The sequence below is a fragment of the Exiguobacterium sp. HVEsp1 genome, from assembly GCF_002009685.1.
Classification (GTDB): Bacteria; Bacillota; Bacilli; order Exiguobacteriales; family Exiguobacteriaceae; genus Exiguobacterium; species Exiguobacterium profundum.
Genome location: NZ_KV917367.1, coordinates 1,655,579 through 1,680,272, shown reverse-complemented (window position 1 = coordinate 1,680,272; position 24,694 = coordinate 1,655,579). Strand labels below are relative to the sequence as shown.

The following is a 24,694-nucleotide window of genomic DNA, read 5'->3' as shown; positions in this document are numbered from 1 at the left end:
CCCTGTGACAGAACTAGGGACTTTTTTGAAACAAAAGCGTGAGGAGAGCGGATTGACGCTCGACCAAATCCAGCAGACGACGAAGATTCAAAAGCGCTATATCATCGCAATCGAGGAAGGTGATTACAAAAATCTCCCTGGCTCTTTTTATGCACGGGCGTTCATTAAGACGTATGCGGAGTCGCTCGGCCTTGATGTGGATGAATTATACGAGACATATGCAAAAGATTTACCGGTCATCGAGGCACAGCCGTCTGTTCAACTCTCTCGGAAGAAAACGTATTCGAAGGCTTCCGAGTCGACAAGTCGGGTCTCGAGATGGGTTCCGAAAGTTCTCCTCGTTCTCACGGTCTTCTTGCTCATCACCGCGATTTATTTCGCAGTGAGAAGCATCGACTTCGGTGGTCAGGATGCAAGTCCTGCCGAACCGCCAAGTTCTGGTGTCACAGTCGACCAGAATGAGGATGTCCCGGCTGATGAACCGGTCGAGGAGGAACCGACTGAAGAGGAGCCGACCGAAGAAGAACCGCCAGCGGAATCTGGTCCGATTGCGGTGAAGGAGTCGAATGGGGCAGATATCACTTATGAACTCGCGACGAACGAGAAACTGTCGACCGAGATTTATGTGAAGGAGTCACCTGCCTCTTACGTGGGTGTTCGTGATACGTCGTTAGAAGGAGCCTTTCTCGCACCGGAGTATCCGAACCAGTCGAAACAGAATCCGATTGTCATTGAAGATGCCGAGACGGACACATTGCGTATTCGAATCGGACTCATCGCAGGCGTTGAGAAAATCGTCGTCAACGGTCGTGAGCTCGAGCTTCAAGAGTCTCCGGTCACACAAAATATTTTTGTAAAGAGAGTCGACGCCGAATAAGTCGACTCTCCTTCTAAGAGGAGGCGTTCTATATGAACCTACCTAACCGATTGACGATGCTACGCGTGGTCTTGATCCCCGTATTCGTCGTCTTACTCGCTGTTGATTTTGATTGGGGAAACATCGCTTTTTTAGGCGCTGATATCCCGATGCACCAATTTATCGCTGGTGTGATTTTTACGATTGCGGCCATTACAGACTGGTTAGACGGACATTTGGCTCGTAAGCATAACTTAGTCACGAACTTTGGTAAATTTATGGACCCGCTCGCAGATAAACTGCTCGTCACGGCGGCCCTTGTGTTGCTCGTTGAGATGGATCTCGTCGCGGCGTGGGTCGTCGTCGTGATTCTATCACGTGAATTTGCGGTTACAGGCTTACGTCTCGTCGCTGCCGATGAAGGGATTGTCGTCGCGGCCGGGAAATCTGGAAAAGCGAAGACGTGGGTGCAGCTCTTTGCCATCATCTTCTTACTGTTCGGTAACCCGATCTTTAGCTATGTCGGGATCCCGTTTGGCGAATGGGCGATGTGGTTGGCGCTCGTACTTACAATTTACTCAGGTGCCGAATATTTCGCACAAAACTATAAGATTATTGTGAAGTCGATGTAAGTCGACAGAGACGAGTTGGTTGATCTAGCTCGTCTTTTTTTTGAAGTTGAGGAGGAAATGAGATGAAACGAGCCGAAATCATTGCGGTAGGAAGCGAGTTGCTCTTAGGGGAAATCGTTAATACGAATGCGAGTTACATATCAGAACAACTGTCGAAGTACGGTGTGCCGGTCTTGTATCATCAAGTTGTCGGGGATAACGCGGTACGAATGCGAGAGACGTTTGAAATCGCCCGTCGTCGTTCCGACTTTGTCATCGTCACGGGTGGACTCGGTCCGACGGCGGATGATGTCACAAAGGCGGTCCTTTCCGACTTACTCGAACGTCCGATTGTGCGAGATGAGGAAGCGTATGAGACGATTCAACGTTTCCTCGTGTCACGAAATCGATTGATGAACGATGGGGACGCTCGCCAAGCCGACGTGCTCAGCGGAGCAGACGTATTACCAAATCCGGTCGGGCTTGCCCCGGGCATGTGGATTGCCGGAGATACGACGTGGTTGCTTTTACCGGGTGTGCCACGTGAGATGAAAGCATTGGTCGAGGCGACGTTTCCTAAGAAACTATCAGGAGCGACGCTCGTCTCAGAATCATTACGGTTTTATGAGATTGGAGAATCCGCTCTCGATGATGCCGTGAAGGACTTATTGGATGGTTCGAATCCGACCGTTGCCCCCTACGCCGAGACGGGAGAGGCAAGACTTCGGATCAGTGCCCGTGCGACGGACGAGGTGACCGCGCGTCAGATGATTGAAGAAGTGAAGACTGAAATCCTGAAACGGGTCGGTTCGTACTACTTTGGCTCTGACGATGAGACGATTGCATCACACCTTGTCCAAACATTGTCTAGATTGAATCGAACATTCGCTGTTGTTGAGTCGTTGACCGGCGGTGAGGTACAATCGATGGTTACATCAACACCTGGCGCTTCAGTCGTCTTTCTAGGTGGAGTCGTGACCTATTCGGATGAGCTAAAAAATAGGTATTTAGGGGTCTCGCTTGATACAATTGAACAGCACTCAGTCGTCTCAAAAGAAGTTGCCTATGAGATGGTGGACGGATTGTCAAAGACCACCCATGCCGACTACGCCCTCTCTTTCACGGGAGAGGCAGGACCGACATCGAATTCGGGTCGTCCGATCGGTACGGTCTATATCGGAGTGAAGACACCAAACGGAATAGAAGTCATCGAGCGGACGTATCCCCATCAAGAACGGAATATCATCCGCATGCGAGCCGCGAAGGACGGATTATGGGCCCTCATTCAACGAATCAAAAAAGGCGAATAAATGTTCGTAAAAAACTTGTGTATCGTACAGTGTTCACGTATAATAAGAGTATCAATTAAAGGAGGCTCATTTATCTATGAGTGATCGTAAACAAGCGTTAGAAATGGCATTGCGCCAGATTGAAAAACAATTCGGTAAAGGCTCAATCATGCGCCTTGGTGAAAATACAGACCAACAAGTATCGGTCATCCCTTCAGGGTCAATCGCCCTCGACGTCGCGCTCGGTGCGGGTGGATATCCACGCGGTCGTGTCATCGAAGTATACGGACCAGAATCTTCAGGTAAGACGACGGTTGCCCTTCATGCGATTGCAGAAGTCCAAAAGCGTGGCGGTCAAGCAGCATTCGTTGATGCCGAGCACGCACTCGATCCGAAGTATGCTAAAAATCTTGGGGTCAACATCGATGAGTTGCTCCTTTCACAGCCGGATACTGGGGAGCAAGCGCTCGAAATCGCTGAAGCGCTCGTTCGCTCGGGAGCAGTTGATATCCTCGTCGTCGACTCGGTTGCGGCACTCGTACCGAAAGCCGAAATCGAAGGGGAAATGGGAGACTCGCACGTCGGTCTTCAAGCTCGTTTGATGTCTCAAGCACTTCGTAAGTTGTCTGGTGCGACGAACAAGTCGAAAACGATTGTCATCTTCATCAACCAAATCCGTGAGAAGATCGGGATCATGTTCGGTAACCCGGAAACGACTCCAGGGGGCCGTGCCTTGAAATTCTACTCTTCTGTACGTCTTGAAGTTCGTCGTGCGGAGACGCTCAAACAAGGTCAAGATATGGTCGGGAACCGTACGAAGATCAAGATTGTAAAAAACAAGATTGCACCTCCGTTCAAAACAGCGGAAGTTGATATTATGTATGGTGAGGGGATCTCGCGTGAAGGGGAACTCATCGATATCGGTGCAGACCTCGACATCGTTCAAAAGAGCGGAGCTTGGTACTCGTTCAATGAAGAACGTCTTGGTCAAGGCCGTGAAAACGCCAAGCAATACATGAAAGAAAATCCAGCAATCGCAGCTGAGGTCGAACAACAGATTCGAGATCACTACGGATTGAATGGAGAAAAAACGGTCACGGTCGAAGGCGAAGACGACGAAGTCCTCTCACTTCTCGATGACGAATAAGCACATCGTCTCACTCGAATTCTTTCGAGTGAGATTTTTTTAGTATAATTTTTTAGGCAATTGGTAGTTCTATCCTGTCCGTGCATTGCATTCTCCCTATTAAATAAGTACAATAAAGTTATGCGCGGGCTTGCCCGTGTATCTCACTTATTAAAAAATAAAATAACCTTGCGAAAGGGAGGTGAACATGATGGAATGGCTATACTGGCTTATTCTGATCCTCCTTTTGCCGATAGCTTTTGTTGCAGGTTTTTTTGTGCGTAAATCGATCGCCGAAGCGAAGATTCAAGGTGCCGAGACGGAAGCGACTAAGATTGTAGAGCAAGCAAAACAACAATCGGAAGCGATGCAAAAAGAAGCACGGCTTGAAGTAAAAGAAGAGATGATTCAACTTCGTAATGAGACGGAACAAGAATTGCGTGAACGTCGCGAAGAACAGAAAGTGAAAGAGAATCGCCTCGTTCAAAAAGAAGAGCTTCTTGACCGCAAAGCAGACATGCTCGAGCGGAAAGAGGACTCGCTAGATGAACAGGAACGAGGACTCGAAAAACGCAAGCGTGAAGCAGAAATGCTCGAAAGCAAAGTGGAGGAGTTATACGAAGAGGCACGCCGAGAACTTGTACGCGTGGCATCCCTCTCGAAAGATGAAGCACGTACCATCATCATGGACGAAGCGAAGCAGGAAGCGCTTCACGATGCTGCTCTCCTTCAAAAAGAAATCGAGCAAAAAGCAAAACAAGAAGCGGATAAAAAAGCGAAACACCTCTTATCTCTCACGATGCAACGATATGCAGCTGAACATGTCGCCGAGACGACGGTATCCGTTGTCAACTTACCGAGTGATGAGATGAAGGGTCGTATCATCGGGCGCGAAGGACGTAACATCCGGACGCTCGAAACGTTGACTGGGATTGACCTCATCATCGATGACACACCAGAAGCCGTCATCTTGTCAGGGTTCGACCCGGTTCGTCGTGAAATCGCGAAGATGACGCTTGAAAAACTCGTTCAAGACGGTCGGATTCATCCGGCTCGAATTGAAGAAATGGTAGAGAAGTCTCGCCGTGAAGTGGATGAACGCATTCGTGAATACGGGGAGGAAGCTACGTTTGAAGCCGGAATTCACGGACTCCATCCAGACCTTGTCAAGACGCTCGGTCGCATGCGTTATCGTACAAGTTATGGTCAGAACGTCTTGTCTCACTCGGTTGAGGTGGCACACCTTGCCGGGATGATGGCAGCCGAACTTGGTGAAGACGTCACACTCGCCAAACGGGCCGGACTCTTACACGATATCGGGAAAGCGATCGACCATGAAGTCGAAGGTAGTCACGTTGAAATCGGTGTAGAACTTGCGACGAAATACAAAGAACATCCGGTCGTCATCAATTCGATCGCTTCCCACCACGGGGACGTCGAGGCGACATCGACGATTGCAGTACTTGTGGCAGCGGCTGATGCCTTGTCAGCAGCGCGTCCTGGAGCTCGCCAAGAGACGCTTGAAAGCTACATCCGTCGTCTTGAGCGACTCGAATCAATCTGTGAGTCGTTCGAAGGTGTCGAGAAATCGTATGCGATTCAAGCAGGACGTGAAGTTCGAATTATCGTTCGCCCTGATGTCGTTGACGATGTCGTCGCCGGTAAGATGGCACGCGATATTTGTAAGCGAATCGAGGATGAACTCGATTATCCTGGACAAATCAAAGTGACGGTCATTCGTGAAACACGTTCCGTCGATTATGCGAAGTAAACGAAGCGGAGAATTTCTCCGCTTTTTCTGTTTGAGGGAGGACTTTATATGAAAATTTTATTTATCGGTGATGTGGTCGGGAAACCAGGCCGTGATATATTGACGAAACAAATCGGACGCTTGAAAGACAAATACAACCCGACGTTCATGCTCGTCAACGGTGAGAACGCGGCAAACGGTCGTGGTCTCACGAAAAAGATTTACCAACAATTTTTAGAGCTCGGCTTTCATGGGGTGACGATGGGAAACCACACGTGGGACAATCGTGATATCTTTGAGTGGATCGACGACGCCGACCGCATCGTCCGTCCGGCCAACTATCCGGACGGGACACCTGGTGTCGGCATGATGAAATTGAAACAAAACGGGAAGAAACTGGCCGTGATCAACGTCATGGGAAATGTCTTCTTGCCGTCTCTTGACTGTCCGTTCCGTACCGTCGACCGTCTTGTCGAGGAAGTACGGGATGAGGTCGATGCGATCTTTGTGGATGTCCATGCTGAGGCGACAAGCGAGAAGATCGCCATGGGCTATCATCTCGACGGTCGCGCTCAAGCCGTAGTCGGGACGCATACGCACGTACAGACGGCAGATGAACGTGTCTTGCCGAACGGAACAGCGTACATCACCGACGTCGGGATGACCGGTCCACTTGACGGGGTACTCGGCATGGATGCATCCGTTGTTTTAAAAAAATTTATGACACAACTCCCAGTTCGGTTTGAAGTTGCCGAGGGACGGGAACAACTTAATGGAGTTTTCATTACAATCGATGATCAGACGAAACGAGCGACAAAAATCGAACGAATACACCTAGATGATCAGACCGTCTGGTTTGATTGAACAACCTACCCGAGGGGGAAACAAGAATGGACGTACTCAAAGTTTCGGCAAAATCGAACCCTAACTCCGTTGCGGGTGCTTTAGCGGGTGTGCTACGTGAAAAAGGAACGTGTGAGATACAGGCGATCGGGGCAGGTGCACTGAATCAGTCCATCAAAGCCGTCGCGATTACCCGAGGCTTCGTCGCGCCTAGCGGTCTCGATTTGATTTGCATTCCGGCCTTTACCGATATTATGATTGACGGAGAGGAACGTACTGCCATCAAGCTCATCATTGAGCCACGATGAGCGGTCGGGACATAGGTCCTATTCTTGTGAAGAGGAGCCATCGGCGCGGATGGCTCCTCTTTTTTTGTGTTAATCGGACGTTCTATCTTCTCAGTTTCGTCATTTTATGACAAGATGATAAAGAACGTATCGTTCGATCATGAGAAACAAGAGGGGGACGTTTTCAATGGAACAACTTGTGTCAACCAAAGAGACGGAATCAACGACACCAGTAATGAAAGCGATTCAAAAACACACGGCCGGGTTTGGGGCAAAACTGGTCGACGTACCAGTTCCGACGCCAGGACCTGGAGAAGTACTCATCCAAGTCAAAGCGACATCGATTTGCGGGACCGATGTCCACATCTATGAATGGGATGAATGGTCGCAAAGCCGCGTCAAACCACCGTACGTGTTCGGTCATGAGTTTTCGGGGGAGGTCGTTGCGCTCGGGGAAGGGACGAAGCGAATCAAAGTCGGACAGACGGTGTCTGCTGAAACACATATCGTCTGTCATCAGTGTAAACAATGTTTACGCGGGCAGTACCACATCTGTAAAAACACAAAAATCATCGGTGTGGACACACAAGGCTGTTTCGCAGAATATGTCGTCATGCCTGAAGAAAATCTATGGGTGAACCCGGAGTCGATGCCAGCGAAACTTGCCTCGATTCAAGAACCTCTAGGAAATGCGGTCCATACGGTGTTGGCGAGTGACGTGTCAGCCAAATCGGTCGCCATCGTCGGTTGTGGCCCAATCGGACTCATGGCGGTCGGTGTCGCCAAAGCAGCAGGGGCGAGTCGTGTCTATGCGATTGACGTCAATCCATATCGTTTAAAACTCGCCGAAGCGATGGGGGCAGATGTCGTCATCAACAGTTTAGAAGAGAATCCGCTCGAGTTGATTGAGCGTGAGACCGACGGAGACGGAATCGATGTCGTCTGTGAGATGAGCGGACACCCGATTGCCATCGATCAAGCGTTTAAGATGGTCACGGCAGGTGGGGACGTCAACGTCTTGTCACTTCCGGCTCGTCCGGTCGCCATCGACCTCACACGGGACGTCGTCTTTAAAGGGGTCCGCGTCCAAGGAATCACGGGCCGCAAGATGTATGAAACGTGGAGTCAAGTCTCGACGATGCTTGCGACGGGTCAGTTGGACGTCGAACCGATCATCACACACGTCTTCAAGCTCGAAGAGTTCGAAAAAGGGTTCGAACTCATGCGGGCAGGGAAATGTGGAAAGGTCGTCTTAATACCTTAAAGGGGGAAACAACATGGCATTTGAACATATTACAGAAGCAATCAATGAAATGAAAGAACAAGGGACGTTCCGTAAGCTCGTCCCGCTCGAATCGGCACAAGGGAATGAAGTGACAATCGATGGGAAGTCACTCGTTCAGTTGTCATCAAACAACTATCTCGGACTCGCGAATCACCCGCGTCTGAAGCAGGCGGCGATTGAAGCGGTCGAACATTACGGTGCAGGAACGGGATCAGTCCGTACGATTGCCGGGACGTTCGAGATGCACGAAGCGTTCGAGCGTGAACTCGCGGAGTTCAAACATACGGAGGCCTCACTCGTCTTCCAATCAGGATTCGCGACGAACCTCGGAGTATTGTCTGCACTGCTTGGACCGGAGGATGTCGTCATCAGTGACGCCCTCAACCATGCGTCAATCATCGATGGGATTCGCCTCACGAAAGCGGCTCGACGTATCTATAAACACGTCGACCTCGAAGACTTGGAGAAGGCGTTGAAAGAGACACAAGATTATCGCACACGTCTTGTCGTGACGGACGGTGTGTTCTCGATGGACGGGAACATCGCACCGCTTCCGGCCATCGTCGAACTCGCCGAGAAGTATGACGCTGCGGTCATGGTCGATGATGCACATGCATCCGGCGTCCTCGGGAAGAACGGACGTGGAACGGTCAACCACTTCGGATTGGACGGTCGCGTCGCGCTACAGGTCGGGACGCTCTCAAAAGCAATCGGTGTCTTAGGTGGCTATGTCGCCTGTTCACAAGATATTCGGGATTACTTGATCCACAAAGGTCGCCCGTTCCTCTTCTCGACATCACATCCACCGGCAGTCGTGGCGGCGAACCGTGAAGCGATCCGTGTGATGAAAGAGGAAGAAGAGCTGTTCGACAAGCTATGGGCGAACACGGAGTTCTTCAAGAACGGTCTACGTGACCTCGGTTTCGATATCGGACATGCGACGACACCGATCACACCGGTCATGCTCGGCGAAGAGACGCTTGCGCATTCATTCTCAGACAAGTTGAAGGAACATGGCGTATTCGCACAGAGTATCGCCTTCCCGACGGTCGAGCGTGGGAAAGCACGCATCCGGACCATCGTCACAGCGGAGCATACACGAGACGACCTCGAACGGGCACTCGAAGCGTTCAAGACGGTCGCGGAAGAGTTAAATGTGACATTACACGCATAAACGAGGACTGTAGACAATCTGTCTGCAGTTTTTTAGTGGATTGGTCTATGAAATCGAGTATATTCAGATAGAGCACAGATGGGGTAAATCGAAATATAGCGCATTTCTTAATATTTCAATTACCGTAATTTTGTTTTAGATTAAATATCAGAAATGAGGAAAGGCTATGTTTCAGCAAGGGATCTTTCAAGTGGGAATAGTATTAGATCGAGAGACGTTTTCGATTCTGACGATTTCACCACCATTCATCATAAATGTGATATTTAGTGTCCTGATTTTGATTGGCGTCTTGTACTTTCGGAGTGAGAGTTGGAAAGGGAAATTGTGGAACGTTGTACTGATGTGTTACGCGCTCTTATTCATCTTTGTCTATATAGGAGCCTGGTTTGTGAGGCTGAAATACAACCTTACACAGAGTTTTAACGAGTCGTTCGCTCTCGAACCCTTTCCTGGATGGAAGGTTTTTTCATACAATGGATGGAGAACGGTATAGAAGAACCGAATTTGACAGCAAATGCGATTGCGTTTGGTGCGTTGCTGTTCTACTTCAGGAAGTTCAAGGGTAAATATACGTGGATATTAAGGCTTTTCGCAGTGATTCTTGTCAGCTTATTTTTCATCATATATATTCCGAAAGTCTTTAGTTGGTTATTGCAATAAAAAAGAAGCAAGGCGCAATGCCTTGCTTAAATCGTGATCATTCCTCTAAAACCTCGAGCGGCATAATAGGAATCTGCACCATTGTGGTAGACGAAGATGTGATCATAGCGACGGTCGCAGAACAGGGCGCCACCTTTTTGACGAATGGTGTCCGGTGTCTGAATCCAACTTGACGTCTTCAAATCGAATGCACCGAGCGTTTGTAAGTGTCGGTATGTTTCTTCATCGAGAAGGGTTATGCCCATCTGTTCAGATAGGGCGACCGCGCTTCCGGCGGGTTTGTTCTTCTTACGTGCCTCAAGAGCTGGTTCGTCATAGCAGAGACTTCGTCGACCGCTCGGACTCTCGGCTGAACAGTCGCAAAAAGCGAGGTCTCCGTTAGGGAGTCGAATCACGTCCGGTTCTCCGCCAGTCTCTTCCATCAAAGCGAGGGTGGTCAACTTATCTTGATTAATCTGAATTCGTTCCAATACGTCTGACCAGACGGCGTCAGGATGACGTTCAACGTTTTCGGTAAAGCGAGACTCTAAGGTATTTAGTAACTCGATGGTTTCTTCCTGTGAAAGTTTCGACATGGAAATCACTCCGATCATTTATTTCTTTTAGTATACGATATGAATCGCTACAGGTTGTCTTTTCAATTGTGAGAATGGAGAATCTACCAGTTAGAAAATCATTTAAATAAGGCGCCCTCTCTTAGAGAAGGCGCCTCTTGTTTATACAGATGATACGGTCAACATAGACTGTTCGGTCAATCGCCCAATCCAGATTAACGGAAGGGTCAAAAATGCACCGAGAAGGTAAACCGAATCGATCGGTAGCCTATCCGCAAGAAGACCGAACAATAAGCTTCCCACACTGAATGCGAGGGCATATCCCGTTTGTTGCACACTGTACACATAAGGAAGTTGTGTAGTCGGGATCTGTTCTTGAATGACGGTGTTCGTCTGAATGATGCGGATTTGTGTGGCTGCGCCTTGAATCACTAACGCCAAAATCGCAAACGCGAGATGCTCGGTCACGCCGAACAACAGAGCGGCAACAATGGATAAAACGGCAGTCGACGGTAGCGAGGGTGCTCGACGAGACCGATAAAGATAAGCACTCGCCGTGATCATACTAATCAAAAATGATGCGTTAAGCGTTCCCCACCAGCCTGTATCGACTTGCAGATGTCGCTCGAGATAGACGAGAAGCAACGCTGAAATCCAAAGCGTGCTGACAAATGATTCATATGTCACAAACCCAGTCACTCGACGAGCGAATGGTGACGTTCTTACATAAGTAAGACTATCGCGTAAGGTAATCGATTCATCCGTTTCGTCATCAACGATGTCTTCCGTAAGCGATTGATAGAAGTAAATCGTCAGAATCGTCGAAAGGCTGAAGAGAACGAGTGACACGATTAACGCAATGGCGCTCGACGTGAGAGAAACGAGCATCGTCCCGAGCGGCCACATCGCGAGTTGGATGAACTGATTGGAACCTTGAACGAGGCTGTTCGCTTGTTGACGATTCGTCGCCAAACTTGGGATGAATGAGGCTTGAATCGGACGTGCGAATCCATCGAGAAATGCAATCCACATGACGAGGCCGAGAACAAGAATCGAATCCGTGAAGAGAACGAGAACAAGGGTGATCGTCTTCATCAGTTGTGACAGGACGAGCGTTTTCCCGAGCGAGTAGTGGCTGAGGATGCGGGCGAAAAAGAGTCCGCTGAGCGTCATACCGGCAGTCACGGCAATCGGGAAACTGGCCGCCATGAGAGCGGACCCAGTTTGTTGATACAGCAAGGCAATGAGCGCGACGATGTATAGGACATCGCCAATGTTTGCGAGCCATTGGCTAACGAGCAGTGTGTAAAACGATTTCATCACAAATCTCCTCCGAATCTATTCAATTTGGTAGGTTAGACGAATCGTTTTTACACATTTTCACCTCTTCATAAAATGATATAAAAATAATTATACAAAATTTGATTAATTCTGTAAACTTGTTATATGGGTGAAATTGTCATATCAGGAAAGTTAGTGGATAAAAAGCAATTACGTGGGTTACTTTACGAAAGTGAATTGAAAAAATAATGAATGATAAGGATGGGGCTATATGCTTGAATATAAACTAAATGATGATGTCACACTGAGAATGTTCAACACAGACGATGCGGACGAGTTATTTAAGCTCACGATTGCATCGAAGCCTTATTTGCGAGAGTGGCTTGGCTGGCTCGACTATATTGAGACGGTGGAAGACTCGAAGCAGAACATAGAGGGACGAATCAAAGGGTTGATTGAAACGGGCGGGCACCCAAAATCGTTCGCTTTGATGTATAAAGGAGCACTGGCCGGAACAATTGGATTTAACGAAATCGATCGTGGTATCCAATGTGGCACAATCGGATACTGGCTCGGACAAGAATTTCAAGGGAAAGGCATCATGAGTCAAGCGCTCGAGACCATCATCGAGTATGGGTTTCAAGATTTGAAACTAAATAAAATTGAGATCCGAGTCGCGACAGAGAATGTGAAGAGTCGGGCACTTCCGGAACGATTCGGCTTTAAGAAAGAAGGGGTCATTCGAGATGCGGAGTGGCTGTATGACCGTTACGTCGATCATGTCGTCTACGGGTTGTTGAAACATGAATTTTTGCAGCTAAACCATCATTCTAAAGCTTTTGATGAGGCTGGACATCGTATGTAAACAACGACGAGACATTTTAAAAGGGGACTACTGAATGACAACCATATATTTTGTCAGACATGCACATTCTACCTATACACCAGACGAATTCGCCAGACCGTTATCTGAGAAAGGAATGCATGATGTTGCTGAAATTACAAACCTTCTAATCGATGAGGGGATCGATATCGTGACTTCGAGTCCATATAAACGAGCCGTTCAAACCGTAAAAGGCATCGCGGATTATCTTGGACAGGACGTTGTAGTGTCGGATGATTTGAGAGAGCGAACCTTGACTTCAGAACCGGCTAAAGACTTTACAAGCGCGATGGAGACCGTTTGGGAAAATCCTGCGTTCGCATGGGAAGGGGGAGAGTCGAACGATCAGGCTCAATCTAGAGGGGTAGAGGCTCTCATATCACTGCTCAGTACATACGAAGGGAAAAAAGTGGTGCTCGGCACACATGGAAATATTATGGTTCTCATGTTGAATTACTTTGATGAACAGTATGGATATGAATTTTGGAAAGAACTCGACATGCCGGATATCTATAAGGCGACTTTTGAGAACAACACATTAATGAGTGTCGAGAAGTTATATAAACCTCAAGGTTAGAAATCGATTGACTATAGATGGTAAGGATCAAGTTGTCTTCGTACCATTGGATAACCTGAAATCGTACAGACCAAGACCCGCCCTTCACGAGAGGGCGGGTCTTTCGTCTGACTCAAATAACTCAGTTCCGAACTCTTCATACGCCTGTTCATACCGGCGGAGGGAAGATTCCTTATGCATACAGGTGATATTCATCCGCTCGGATGGTGTCAGATCGACCGCATATGTCTTCAACACATGGGCGTTTCGAAGCATCGATGGCGTGACGGAGCGCGCGAGTCCACTTCGTTCGTTCAACTGCCGCATCATTTTCGTAATCATGACGATCGTCAATTGCTTCGGTTGATTCTTCGCATACACCCAGCGGAACGTCATCCGGGCAAAATCGAATGAGACGAAGACCGGGTCTTCTGAATACCAACGTGGTCGTACCGGGGTCGGGATATCAGCCAGGTAATTCATGAGCAACGATTGATCTTCCTGTGACAGCTTCAACGTGAAACGGTTTCCGAGACGATCGTACACGTCGAAGGTGTGATCGACCAGATGCAAGTCGCTCATTCGCAAACGAATAATGTGATGGACACGCAATCCATATTTATAGAAAAGCGTCACAATCAGTTCGTTCCGATTGACGAGATAAGGATGAGCTTGGAGCTGATTCTCACTCAGTCCTCTCGTCGAACGAATCGTTTGAACGAGTCGGTCGAATTCAGATTGGAGTGCGACTTGGTCGACTGTCAACGTATGTGCCGGTTGGGAATAGGCAAGCATCTTTTTACGAAGCGGATTTAAAAATTGGGTCAGGCTATTGATGACCGTGACGATTCTTGCGACGGTCGCCTGTTGATAGTGCTTCTCTTCGATTAAGAAGTCATTCACGAATGTCTTCCACGATTCGAGCGGAACGTCTAACCAGTCCGTCGGTTCGTTCAGTTCGACATTGTGGTCGTGAAAGTATTTATGCACGTCAATCAAGTCGTAGCGATATCGCTTAAGCGTCGAGGGTTGACGACCGCTGGCGCCGAGATGATAGAGGTACGTTTCAATAAATTCCGGGAGCGGGTAGTCTTTTCTTCGTTTCGTCATGGTCGAGCCTCCTTCTTCCTTTATCCTACCACAAACGGACGTTCTCGATACGCTGATTCGTGGTAAGATGGAAGGTGAGACTTTATGGAATGAGGGATTACATGATTGAACGTGAAAAAGTTGTCATCGTCGGTTGTCAGTTGCCTAGTACCGATGATTGGACATATGAACAGTCGATGGGCGAGCTCGTCGAACTCGTGGACACGGCGCAAGGCGAAGTCGTTGCCAGACTCGACCAAAAGCGTCAACAAATCGACCGTCGTACCTTTATCGGGAAAGGGAAAATCGAGGAACTCGCGATGCTCGTCGAACAGTTCGAGCCGGACTTATTGATTTTCAACGCCGAATTGACACCGGCACAGTCGAAAAACATTCGCATCGCCTTGAACGACCCAGATGAGATGAAGTTGATTGACCGCACACAGCTCATCTTGGACATCTTTGCGAGCCGTGCGCAATCGCGCGAAGGGAAATTACAGGTCGAACTCGCGCAGATGAACTATTTGCTGCCGCGTCTCATCGGTCAAGGCACACAGCTTTCGCGACTCGGTGGTGGAATCGGGACGCGTGGTCCTGGTGAGACTAAACTTGAATCGGATCGTCGTCACATCAAGCGCCGCATCGATGAAATCACGAAACAGCTCGAGGGGACAGTCGCACACCGTGGACGTTACCGAGAACGCCGAAAAGAAAACAGGGTATTCCAAGTCGCGCTCGTCGGGTATACGAATGCTGGGAAGTCGACAATCTTTAACCGATTGACCGATGCCGACACGTACGAGCAGGATGAATTGTTTGCGACGCTCGACCCGTTGACGCGCGAGCTCGAACTTCCGCGAGGTGGGAAGGTACTGATCACAGATACGGTCGGATTCATCCGTGATTTGCCGACGAAACTCGTTGCCGCGTTTCGTTCGACATTAGAAGAAGTTGTCGGTGCCGACTTGATCCTTCATGTCATCGATGCATCGAACCCACATTATCTGAATCAAATCGATACGACGAATGCGGTATTAGAGGAACTCGGTGCGAGTGAGGTGCCTCAGCTCGAGGTATATAATAAGAAAGACCGTCTCACGGAAGACTTCGTCGGCGGACCGCTATTGATCTCGGCAATCGCCTCGGAAGATATCGTGACGTTGACAGGTGCTCTCGAGGATAAGATTGCGGACATTTTGACAAAAGTCCATGTCATTCTCCCGGTGACGGCGTTTGAACACTATCACCCGGCCAAAGAGGCGATGTATCGTCTTGAAGAGAGCTTTTTAGATGACGGTTCTGTCGAATTAGTAGGTTATATGAGAGAAGACACGCGTCTATATGCGACGCTAAAACAATTTGAGGTGTAAGTATGTGGCAAGAAAAGATTGAACATTATGATGCGCTCGCGCCGTTCGTAAAAAAAGCGGAGGCACGGGTCAAACCGTTTTTCGAAAGGATTGACGAGACGGCCGAATTCAACCAGTATCGCGTCCTAGAATCGTTTAAAAAGTATAAAGTGTCGGATTTTCATTTTAATCCGACGACGGGATATGGGTATGACGATATCGGCCGGGACACGCTCGAATCCATTTATGCGGATGTGTTCGGAGCCGAGCTCGCGCTATGCCGACCGCAGATCATCTCCGGTACCCATGCAATTGGGATTGCCTTGTTCGGTGTCCTTCTACCAGGTGATGAGCTGCTCTATATCACGGGGAAGCCGTATGACACGCTTGAAGAAATCGTCGGCATCCGTGGCGATGGTCGCGGTTCGTTGAAAGAACTCGGTGTCCATTACGATACTGTCGAGTTAAAAGAGGAACGTGAAATCGACATCGACCGCGTCCTCGAACGGATTCGTCCTGAGACGAAACTCGTTGGGATTCAGCGATCGAAAGGGTATGCGAATCGTCGCAGTATTCCAGTCGATGAAATCAAAGTGGCCATCGAACGGATTAAAGCGGAACATCCGCATGTGTATGTGTTCGTGGACAATTGTTACGGTGAGTTTGTCGAGACGATCGAACCGACGCACGTCGGGGCTGACTTGATGGCTGGTTCCCTCATCAAGAACCCAGGCGGTGGATTGGCGAAGACGGGCGGTTATATCGCTGGTACGAAAGAGTTGATTGAACGGTGTTCGTTCCGGATGACGACCCCAGGTATCGGAAGTGAAGCCGGACCATCACTCTACTCGCTTCAAGAGATGTATCAAGGCTTCTATATGGCACCTCATACAGTCGCACAGGCATTAAAAGGGGCCCATTTGACGGCAAGTCTATTGTCTTTGATCGGATTTGAGACAGATCCCCACTATACGACCCCACGAACGGACTTGATTCAGTCGGTGACGTTCCGTGACCGCGACAAGATGATTGCGTTTTGTCAGAGCATCCAAATGGCATCGCCGGTTAATGCCCATGCGTTACCGGTGCCTGCCTATATGCCGGGTTATGAAGATGACGTCATCATGGCAGCTGGGACGTTCATTCAGGGTTCTTCCATCGAGCTGTCTGCCGATGGTCCGCTTCGGGCGCCGTACACGGCGTACGTCCAAGGTGGTCTGACGTATGCTCACGTAAAAGTCGCGCTCATGTTGGCGTTGAGCCAATTACACGGTAAAGGATTGGTCAAATTCAATGACCAAAATCAGCCGACACATTTGTAACTAATCTGTCATGTTAACTTTATTAACATCTATTGACAGGATTGTTGTCATATATTATTCTCACATTGTGAGACAGAAAAGGAGGGGTAAGGATGGCCGATCAATTTCGTCGCTCCAACCCGTTGTTTCCGATTGGAATCGTCCAAGATTTGACGCAACTGACAGGTAGACAGATTCGGTATTACGAAGAACAGGGTCTGATTTCGCCTAGTCGGACGGAATCGAAACGACGACTTTATTCCTTTAATGATGTCGAACGTCTACTCGCAATCAAGGATTACATTGATCAAGGCTTTAACTTGGCGGCGATTCGCCACATGTTAGAGCAAGAAGGTGAAAAAGAAGCGGAAGCATCTGCTCCGACCGCACCGGTCAGTGAAGCACCGAAGGTTTCGGAAAAAGAGTTACATCATTTGTTGAAAACACAGCTTCAAGAAGCCGGTCGTTTCAATAAGACGTCGCTCATTCAAGGTGAGCTTTCACGTTTCTATCGATAACGCCGCACACATCAACCATTACGCAATGTGAGAGGGGACATTTTACCATGGCCAGAAAAACGTTCACAAAAGAAGACATTAAACGCATCGCACAAGAGGAAGACGTACGCTTTATTCGTCTTCAATTCACGGACATCCTCGGAACAATCAAAAACGTCGAGGTGCCGATCAGTCAATTGGACAAAGCACTTGATAACAAGATGATGTTTGACGGATCGTCAATCGAAGGATTCGTCCGCATCGAGGAATCAGACATGTACTTGTATCCAGACCTCAACACGTGGGTTGTCTTCCCGTGGACAGATGGCAGCGGAAAAGTTGCTCGCTTAATTTGCGATATTTATAACCCAGACGGCACACCGTTCAGCGGTGACCCGCGCGGTACACTCAAGCGTAACCTTGAGAAGATGCAAAAACTTGGTTTCACAGCGTTCAACGTTGGACCAGAGCCAGAGTTCTTCTTGTTCAAAAAAGACGCATCAGGTCGCCCGACTCTTGAACTCAACGACCAAGGTGGATACTTCGACTTGGCACCAGTTGACCTCGGTGAGAACTGCCGTAAAGAGATCGTCATCGAACTTGAAAACATGGGCTTTGAAATCGAAGCATCACACCACGAAGTAGCACCAGGACAACACGAAATCGATTTCAAATACGCAGATGCTGTCACGACGGCAGATAACATCCAAACGTTCAAACTCGTCGTTAAGACGATTGCAGCGAAGTATGGTCTTCACGCGACGTTCATGCCGAAGCCGCTATTCGGTGTAAACGGTTCAGGGATGCACGCGAACATGTCACTCTTCAAAGGCGACACAAACGTCTTCTACGATCCAAACGGCGACATGGAACTTTCAGACACAGCTCGCGCGTTCACAGCCGGTATCTTGGAGCACGCTCGTGCCTTCACGGCAGTATGTAACCCGACTGTCAACTCATACAAGCGTCTCGTACCAGGCTACGAAGCACCTTGCTATGTTGCATGGAGCGCACGTAACCGTTCGCCACTCGTACGTGTACCAGCGGCACGTGGTCTCTCGACTCGTATCGAAGTACGTTCGGTTGACCCGGCGGCGAACCCGTACCTTGCACTTGCTGCCCTCTTGGCTTCAGGTCTTGACGGGGTCGAAAAAGATTTGAATGCACCTAAACCAATCGATAGCAACATCTACGTGATGGACAAGCCAGAGCGTGTAGCAAACGGAATCGACGATCTCCCGGCCACACTCTTCGACGCACTCGAAGTCCTTCGTGCGGACAAAGTCGTGATGGACTCACTTGGTGAGCATATCGGTGAACACTTCCTCGAGTTGAAAGAAATCGAGTGGGATATGTTCCGTATGCAAGTAACAGAGTGGGAACGCGATCAGTACATGACGCTCTACTAAATAGAAGAGATACATTAAAGAGTATGGAGCATCCCTCAATTTGGGTTGTCCATACTCTTTTTGATAAATCATAATAGCGGAGATATCTTTATGATTCCGGCTCTTCTCTAACCTTCACAGGGACCCAAACCTCGCTATATACGTTGTCATATCCTGTTTCTATTTTGCTAAATGAAATGCTTGGTAAGTCTTGAAGTGCGTATCCCGAAGAAGGTAACCATTCTGCATAGGTTCTTGCCATCGTCTCTTGTAGAGTGCTTGGGAATGGTCCAGTGTTCGGGAAGATTGCCCACAAACTTTTTGGGATTGAGATCACTTCGACATCGTCATACTTAATTTCTCTTGTCGTGGCAAAACCGATCATATGTGTCAAATAACCTTCTTCTTCTAAGTGACCGTCATCAAAGTTGAACGATACGTTCAAGGCACGATGCGGATATAAATTGCCCAATTCATGCATGTGAGCCCGTTGCTGTTCCGTAATCGACTTCGCGAGTTCCATGATTTCTTCGTTGACTCCCTCGAATTGAATAGGGACACGCTTTGAAACTCCAACGATTTGAAAAGCTTCTTTTTCTTCTAACTTGAACTCCATTGATGTTCCTCCTTTTATATCGATATAAAACGTGAAGCGAGGGAACGACTTTTGAATGTGATTCTTCATGACTTCAGAAGGCAAATGACCAGACCAATCTCGAAACGCTCTGGAAAACCCTTCGACCGATTGATATCCATAGAGATATGCGATTTCTGTTACGCTTGAACCATGAACCAATTTTTCATTTGCGATAGAAAACCGTCGATTTCGTATGAAAGTGTGAAGTGTCATTCCTGACATATACGAAAACATTCTCTTAAAATGATGAGCAGATAGTCCGGTGATTTTTGTGATCTCTGAATCTAAAAGTTCTTCCGTTAAGTGCTGTTCGATAAAGTCCATCAGCTCATTTAATGCTTTTACCATCAAGTTCTCCTCCTTCATAGTTTGACAATATCGGATTTCTTCCAACTCATCTCGATAATTTGCGTGCAGGAAAGATCGGGTCGTATTAGTTTAAGCATTTCATTCATAAAATGGATACCCTATAACACGTTATCATTCCAATTAAAACAAAGGACCACCTTCTGTACTTCACGAAGGTGGTCCTTTGTTGGTTAAAACGCTTTTTTGAAAAACGTTGAAGTATAGTCGAGCGTCGTATGCAGTGTCGTCGCAAACACGAGCCCTAAAAAGAAAGACATGCCATGAATGTCCACCCATGAGCGGATTGCCTCTTCGTATGCCGTGAAGGGCAAGATCAGCACGAGCGGGAACCCGATATATGCAATCCGAATCACATCACTCAAAGCAGGTAGGTGCGAGAAGAGCGAACGGTGCGGCATAAGCTTTACGTAAGGGAGCCAGATCAATTTGAGTGGTCCCCATCGATAATAGGCGTCTGATTTTAAATCGAGGTCCGGGGAGAGCCAAAGTGTACCGATAATGGCGCCGATGATCAAAGAGAATGGAACATCGATCTCAAGAAAAGGCGTGGCAACCGCGAGTGCTCCGGTTGCCACGAGATTCGTTCGGGTATGGGTCTTGCCACTAGCCATTAATGAATCGTACGGTATACACCGATAACCTTTCCTAAAATCGAGACGTTGTCAAAATACATCGCTTCTAACTCGTCGTTCTCCGGTTGAAGGCGGACCTTTGAAGCTTCCTTGTAAATCCGCTTCACGGTCGCTTCGCCTTCTTCCGTCATGGCGACGACAATCTCTCCATTGTCGGCCGTGCTCTGTTGGCGCACGAGCACCCGGTCCCCGTCCAAGATGCCTGCGTTGATCATCGAATCCCCAGAGACAGACAACATGTATACATTATCTGACCCGACGATATGTGCCGGGAGCGGGAAGTGTTCTTCCACGTTCTCGATGGCGGTGATCGGCGTCCCGGCAGTGACCTTCCCGATGACCGGTACGTACATGACGGACTCCTGCTCTTCTATTGTCGGCATATCGTCAGTCAAAATTTCAATCGCGCGAGGCTTCGTCTTATCTCGACGAATCAATCCGCGTTTCTCTAAACGATCTAGATGACCGTGTACGGTCGAACTAGATGCTAAACCGACGGCTTCTCCAATTTCACGAACAGAAGGCGGATAACCTTTAGCCCGTACTTCGTCTTTGATGAAATCAAGAATCTGTTGTTGTCGCGCTGACATTTTTTTCATTATGTTCACCTCGATATAATCGAATAACCTGCAATCGCATCCTATTCTTTATGTGTCTAGTGTAACACAAGAACACATGAGCGTACAAACATTCGTTCGTTTTTTTGTGTTGACCGAACATGGGTTCTTGTTTTATGATGAGAACAGATAAACGAACAAACGTTCTAACGAACATATATTCTTATACGGGAGGCAATTCAATCATGAAAGACACACTCAACGGAATCATTTTAGTCGGGATGCTCTTGGTCGGGATGTTCGCTTTTTATTTGGCTGGTGAAATGCGAGGGGAACCAAAAGTTGTCGATCCGGTCGTCACGTCAGAGCGGACGATTGAACAAGAGGTCGCGTACGTCGAAGCGGAATCGCTCGAAGCACAGATCATGGCAGAGCGTGAAGAGCATAACGAACGAAAAATGAAATGGTATGCCGCTGAGTGATTGTTCTTCATTGCGAACTATTCTTGAACTGTGTATCGTAACAAATGAATGCAATGAAAGGGAGTGGTGCGATGCGAGTCGTCATCTATTGCCGGGTATCGACGAACAAGTCTACCCAAGAGACATCACTCAGTCGGCAAGTCGAAGAATTACAGCAGCTGGCTTCGGGATTAGGGGCCGACGTCATAGATGTCATCACAGAGCAAGAGAGCGGTTATGAAGTCAATCGGCAAGGGCTACTTGATTTACTTGACCATGTATCCACTTCTCAGCTCGATGCTGTTCTCGTCACGGATGACAGTCGTTTAGGACGAGGGAATGCCAAGATTGCGATCTTGCATACTCTAATGAAGCATGACGTGCGATTGCTGACGATGCAGTCGACGTCGGACTATGTCGTTTCCGATGCCGAGAAGATGGTATTGGAGATTGTCAGTGTTGTCGAAGAGTATCAGCGTAAGATTCATAACGCTAAAATTTCTCGTGGGATGCGCCGTGCCGTCGCCAACGGATTTAACCCACAGCGCAATATTCAAAATAACGATCAAGGCGGGCGACATCGAATCGAAGTGCCGATTGAAGAGATTATTCAATTACGCGAGCGTGGCTTGACGTTTGCTGAGATTGCGGCGACCCTTCGAGGATTTGGTTATGAAGTCTCGAAAGCGACCGTCAATCGACGTTATCTCGAGCACCAGTCAGTAGCTGAAACTTGATTCTTCCTCTTTGATTTTGTAAAGTATAAGAACAAATTCACTAGAGAGGGGGCGAGTCAGATGTTAGCACCAGGACAATTGGAGCGAATCAATTTCCTCGCCAACAAAGCGAAGACAGAAGGACTGTCTCAAGACGAAATGAACGAGCAACAAGACTTGCGTCAAGAATATTTGAAGGCGTTTCGTCAATCGTTCAAATCACAAATGATGGGGATGAAAGTCGTCGACCCAGATGGGAACGACGTTACCCCAGAGAAGTTGAAAGAAGACCAAAAACGTTATCGCGGTGAGTGATCCCGAATGCACATCCTATTTCGTATAGGATGTGCATTTTTGTTATACACGAACACGCATCAGACGAACGGATTACACATTATTTCATGCAATAGAAGGAAACGATTTCATCAAATGTGTTATACTAATTAATTAGTTGTGACACACGATTGAGTGTGATAAAATATGACGGGTAGAAAACCTTCTTAACACAGAGAGGATGAAATTAGTGGAAACAACTACTAAAGAATTATTAGCGATTAACTCGATTCGGACGCTCTCAATTGATGCGGTCCAAAAAGCGAACTCTGGTCACCCAGGGATGCCGATGGGCGCTGCCCCAATGGCGTTTACACTTTGGACAGATAAAATGCGTCACAACCCGAAAAACCCGAACTGGTTCAACCGTGACCGTTTCGTGCTTTCAGCGGGTCATGGATCGATGCTCTTGTATTCGCTCCTTCACTTGTCTGGCTATGATTTGTCGATGGACGATTTGAAATCATTCCGTCAAATGGACTCGAAAACACCTGGTCACCCTGAGTACCGCCACACGGCTGGGGTAGATGCGACAACGGGCCCACTTGGACAAGGGATTGCGATGGCTGTCGGGATGGCCATGGCAGAGAAACACTTAGAAGCGACTTACAACCGCGACGAGTTCAACGTCGTTGACCACTACACGTTCGGCATTTGCGGTGATGGAGACTTGATGGAAGGTGTATCTGCTGAGGCGGCTTCTCTTGCAGGTCACTTGAAACTTGGTAAACTCGTCGTTCTTTACGATTCAAACGACATCTCTCTCGATGGCGACCTTCATAAGTCATTCTCTGAAAGCGTAGAAGACCGATTCAACGCTTACGGATGGCAAGTTATTCGTGTCGAAGACGGAACGGACATCGATTCAATCGCAAAAGCGATTGATGCTGCGAAAGCAGAGACGTCGAAGCCGACATTGATCGAAGTCAAAACGGTCATCGGATTCGGTTCACCGAACAAGTCGGGTAAATCGGCATCACACGGTGCGCCACTTGGAGACGCTGAAATCGAATTGACGAAACAGTTCTACAAATGGGAAGGCGAGTCATTCTACGTTCCAAACGAAGTATATGACTTATTCAACGAGAAAGTTGTCGAGCCTGGTGCGAAATATGAGTCAGACTGGAACGAACTCGTTGAAGCGTATAAAGCGGCACACCCTGAGCTCGGAGCACAGTTCGAGCGTGCGATGAACAATGAGCTTCCTGAAGGTTGGGATAGCGAGTTGCCGACATTCGAAATCGGTTCGAAAAAAGCAACACGTCAAACGAGCGGTGAAGTGTTAAACGCAATCGCAAAAGCAGTACCAACACTCTTCGGTGGGTCGGCTGACCTTGCCGGATCGAACAACTCGATGATCAAAGGTGCGGCAGACTTCGATGAAGATCCAGCTGGCCGTAACATCTGGTTCGGTGTTCGTGAGTTCGCGATGGCTGCAGCTGTGAACGGTATGGCCCTTCACGGTGGTGTCCTTCCTTACGGTGCGACGTTCTTCGTCTTCTCGGATTACCTCCGTCCTGCAGTCCGTCTCGCAGCACTTATGGGACTTCCATCGACGTTTATCTTGACGCACGACTCAATCGCAGTCGGTGAAGATGGCCCAACGCACGAGCCGGTCGAACATTTGATGAGCTTCCGCGCGATGCCGAACCTCTCTGTTCTTCGTCCTGCTGACGGCAAAGAAACGATTGCAGCTTGGAAACAAGCAGTGACATCGAAAACGACTCCTTCACTTCTCGTCTTGACTCGTCAAGCGTTACCAGAACTCGAAGGTACATCTATTGAAACGGCAGCAAAAGGAGCTTACGTCGTTGCAGGTGAATCGAAAGATGCAGACGTTCTCTTGCTCGGTACAGGTTCTGAAGTACACGTTCTCGTTGAAGCGCGTGAACAGCTCGCGTCAGAAGGTGTGAAAGCGGCAGTCGTCTCGATGCCATCATGGGAACTCTTCGAAGCGCAATCTGCAGAGTACAAAGAATCTGTTCTTCCATCTTCAGTCACGAAACGTGTATCACTTGAAGCGGGTGCGACACTTGGATGGTACAAATATGTAGGATTCGGTGGTAAAGTGCTCGGAATCGACAAGTTCGGAGCATCTGCACCTGGTGACCTCCTCATGAAAGAGTACGGCATGTCAGTCGACAACGTCGTCAATGCAGTAAAATCACTTTAATCTCAAGTTAGATTGTTGTGACGGCCAATTGTTTGGC

The 24,694-nt window shown here is 48.3% G+C and carries 25 protein-coding genes; 19 read left to right on the top strand and 6 right to left on the bottom strand.

All coding sequences use genetic code 11. The features are described from left to right. Positions 1–4 precede the first annotated feature (4 nt). The 9 genes from BV910_RS08625 (at position 5) to BV910_RS08585 (ending at position 9,221) form a co-directional block, all read left to right on the top strand. The gene (locus BV910_RS08625) at positions 5–877 is read left to right on the top strand and encodes a helix-turn-helix domain-containing protein (protein WP_078147046.1); all 873 of its coding nucleotides are present in this window, start codon (positions 5–7) and stop codon (positions 875–877) included. 32 nt (positions 878–909) lie between these two features. Further along, positions 910–1,488 (top strand): CDP-diacylglycerol--glycerol-3-phosphate 3-phosphatidyltransferase, encoded by a 579-nt coding sequence (pgsA, locus tag BV910_RS08620; protein WP_074036832.1) that lies wholly within the window; start codon positions 910–912, stop codon positions 1,486–1,488. Positions 1,489–1,550: 62 nt separating this feature from the next. Continuing rightward, the gene (locus BV910_RS08615; protein WP_078147045.1) at positions 1,551–2,777 is read left to right on the top strand and encodes a competence/damage-inducible protein A; all 1,227 of its coding nucleotides are present in this window, start codon (positions 1,551–1,553) and stop codon (positions 2,775–2,777) included. A gap of 76 nt (positions 2,778–2,853) precedes the next feature. After that, positions 2,854–3,903 (top strand): recombinase RecA, encoded by a 1,050-nt coding sequence (recA, locus tag BV910_RS08610; protein WP_012726480.1) that lies wholly within the window; start codon positions 2,854–2,856, stop codon positions 3,901–3,903. Positions 3,904–4,090: 187 nt separating this feature from the next. Beyond that, entirely contained in the window at positions 4,091–5,653 is a 1,563-nt protein-coding gene (rny, locus tag BV910_RS08605; protein WP_035387855.1) for a ribonuclease Y, read from the top strand. Between the two features lie 48 nt (positions 5,654–5,701). Next, positions 5,702–6,496, top strand: coding sequence for a TIGR00282 family metallophosphoesterase (locus tag BV910_RS08600; protein ID WP_031423460.1), 795 nt, complete (start codon positions 5,702–5,704; stop codon positions 6,494–6,496). A gap of 26 nt (positions 6,497–6,522) precedes the next feature. Then, positions 6,523–6,783: a stage V sporulation protein S gene (locus BV910_RS08595; RefSeq protein WP_078147044.1), complete on the top strand. Its 261-nt coding sequence runs from the start codon at positions 6,523–6,525 to the stop codon at positions 6,781–6,783. Between the two features lie 166 nt (positions 6,784–6,949). Further along, positions 6,950–8,026, top strand: a complete 1,077-nt coding sequence (tdh, locus tag BV910_RS08590; RefSeq protein ID WP_078147043.1) for an L-threonine 3-dehydrogenase — start codon at positions 6,950–6,952, stop codon at positions 8,024–8,026. A gap of 13 nt (positions 8,027–8,039) precedes the next feature. Further along, complete coding sequence (locus BV910_RS08585; protein WP_078147042.1) at positions 8,040–9,221, top strand: glycine C-acetyltransferase; 1,182 nt, start codon at positions 8,040–8,042, stop codon at positions 9,219–9,221. 686 nt (positions 9,222–9,907) lie between these two features. On the opposite strand, the gene BV910_RS08570 is transcribed toward BV910_RS08585, so the two are convergent. Beyond that, the gene (locus BV910_RS08570) at positions 9,908–10,456 is read right to left on the bottom strand and encodes a DUF4256 domain-containing protein (RefSeq protein WP_078147039.1); all 549 of its coding nucleotides are present in this window, start codon (positions 10,454–10,456) and stop codon (positions 9,908–9,910) included. Positions 10,457–10,597: 141 nt separating this feature from the next. Further along, complete coding sequence (locus tag BV910_RS08565) at positions 10,598–11,755, bottom strand: MFS transporter (RefSeq protein ID WP_078147038.1); 1,158 nt, start codon at positions 11,753–11,755, stop codon at positions 10,598–10,600. A 232-nt stretch (positions 11,756–11,987) separates the two neighbouring features. On the opposite strand from BV910_RS08565, the gene BV910_RS08560 reads away from it, so the two are divergent. After that, on the top strand, positions 11,988–12,581 hold the full coding sequence (locus tag BV910_RS08560; RefSeq protein WP_078147037.1) for a GNAT family N-acetyltransferase: 594 nt from the start codon (positions 11,988–11,990) through the stop codon (positions 12,579–12,581). A 34-nt stretch (positions 12,582–12,615) separates the two neighbouring features. After that, positions 12,616–13,176 carry a histidine phosphatase family protein gene (locus tag BV910_RS08555; protein WP_078147036.1) on the top strand — a complete coding sequence of 187 codons (561 nt, stop codon included), beginning with the start codon at positions 12,616–12,618 and terminating at the stop codon, positions 13,174–13,176. Between the two features lie 84 nt (positions 13,177–13,260). Here BV910_RS08555 and BV910_RS08550 read toward each other — a convergent pair whose 3' ends face one another. After that, the gene (locus BV910_RS08550; protein WP_078147035.1) at positions 13,261–14,265 is read right to left on the bottom strand and encodes a tyrosine-type recombinase/integrase; all 1,005 of its coding nucleotides are present in this window, start codon (positions 14,263–14,265) and stop codon (positions 13,261–13,263) included. Positions 14,266–14,366: 101 nt separating this feature from the next. Between BV910_RS08550 and hflX the strand changes: the two genes are divergently transcribed. The 4 genes from hflX to glnA all read left to right on the top strand — a co-directional run bounded on the left by hflX (position 14,367) and on the right by glnA (position 18,800). Further along, positions 14,367–15,614, top strand: coding sequence for a GTPase HflX (gene hflX / locus BV910_RS08545; RefSeq protein WP_078147034.1), 1,248 nt, complete (start codon positions 14,367–14,369; stop codon positions 15,612–15,614). Between the two features lie 2 nt (positions 15,615–15,616). Then, the gene (locus BV910_RS08540; RefSeq protein WP_078147033.1) at positions 15,617–16,915 is read left to right on the top strand and encodes a methionine gamma-lyase family protein; all 1,299 of its coding nucleotides are present in this window, start codon (positions 15,617–15,619) and stop codon (positions 16,913–16,915) included. Positions 16,916–17,007: 92 nt separating this feature from the next. After that, complete coding sequence (locus BV910_RS08535) at positions 17,008–17,412, top strand: MerR family transcriptional regulator (RefSeq protein ID WP_078147032.1); 405 nt, start codon at positions 17,008–17,010, stop codon at positions 17,410–17,412. 47 nt (positions 17,413–17,459) lie between these two features. Then, on the top strand, positions 17,460–18,800 hold the full coding sequence (gene glnA, locus BV910_RS08530) for a type I glutamate--ammonia ligase (protein WP_031423481.1): 1,341 nt from the start codon (positions 17,460–17,462) through the stop codon (positions 18,798–18,800). Between the two features lie 88 nt (positions 18,801–18,888). Here the strand turns inward: glnA and BV910_RS08525 are convergent, their stop codons facing one another. From BV910_RS08525 to lexA, 3 genes are all read right to left on the bottom strand, one after another. Then, positions 18,889–19,764 (bottom strand): AraC family transcriptional regulator, encoded by an 876-nt coding sequence (locus BV910_RS08525; RefSeq protein WP_078147031.1) that lies wholly within the window; start codon positions 19,762–19,764, stop codon positions 18,889–18,891. A 191-nt stretch (positions 19,765–19,955) separates the two neighbouring features. Continuing rightward, positions 19,956–20,396 (bottom strand): metal-binding protein, encoded by a 441-nt coding sequence (locus tag BV910_RS08520; protein ID WP_078147030.1) that lies wholly within the window; start codon positions 20,394–20,396, stop codon positions 19,956–19,958. Beyond that, a complete protein-coding gene (lexA, locus tag BV910_RS08515) occupies positions 20,396–21,016 on the bottom strand; it encodes a transcriptional repressor LexA (protein ID WP_078147029.1) in 621 nt (206 codons plus the stop codon). Before lexA ends, BV910_RS08520 begins: the two co-directional genes overlap by 1 nt. A gap of 203 nt (positions 21,017–21,219) precedes the next feature. Between lexA and BV910_RS08510 the strand changes: the two genes are divergently transcribed. The 4 genes from BV910_RS08510 to tkt all read left to right on the top strand — a co-directional run bounded on the left by BV910_RS08510 (position 21,220) and on the right by tkt (position 24,657). Next, complete coding sequence (locus BV910_RS08510; protein WP_012726458.1) at positions 21,220–21,456, top strand: hypothetical protein; 237 nt, start codon at positions 21,220–21,222, stop codon at positions 21,454–21,456. A 71-nt stretch (positions 21,457–21,527) separates the two neighbouring features. Continuing rightward, complete coding sequence (locus BV910_RS08505) at positions 21,528–22,172, top strand: YneB family resolvase-like protein (RefSeq protein WP_012726457.1); 645 nt, start codon at positions 21,528–21,530, stop codon at positions 22,170–22,172. A gap of 60 nt (positions 22,173–22,232) precedes the next feature. Then, complete coding sequence (locus BV910_RS08500) at positions 22,233–22,466, top strand: DUF896 domain-containing protein (protein WP_078147028.1); 234 nt, start codon at positions 22,233–22,235, stop codon at positions 22,464–22,466. Positions 22,467–22,665: 199 nt separating this feature from the next. Next, a complete protein-coding gene (gene tkt / locus BV910_RS08495) occupies positions 22,666–24,657 on the top strand; it encodes a transketolase (protein ID WP_041917901.1) in 1,992 nt (663 codons plus the stop codon). Positions 24,658–24,694 lie beyond the last annotated feature (37 nt).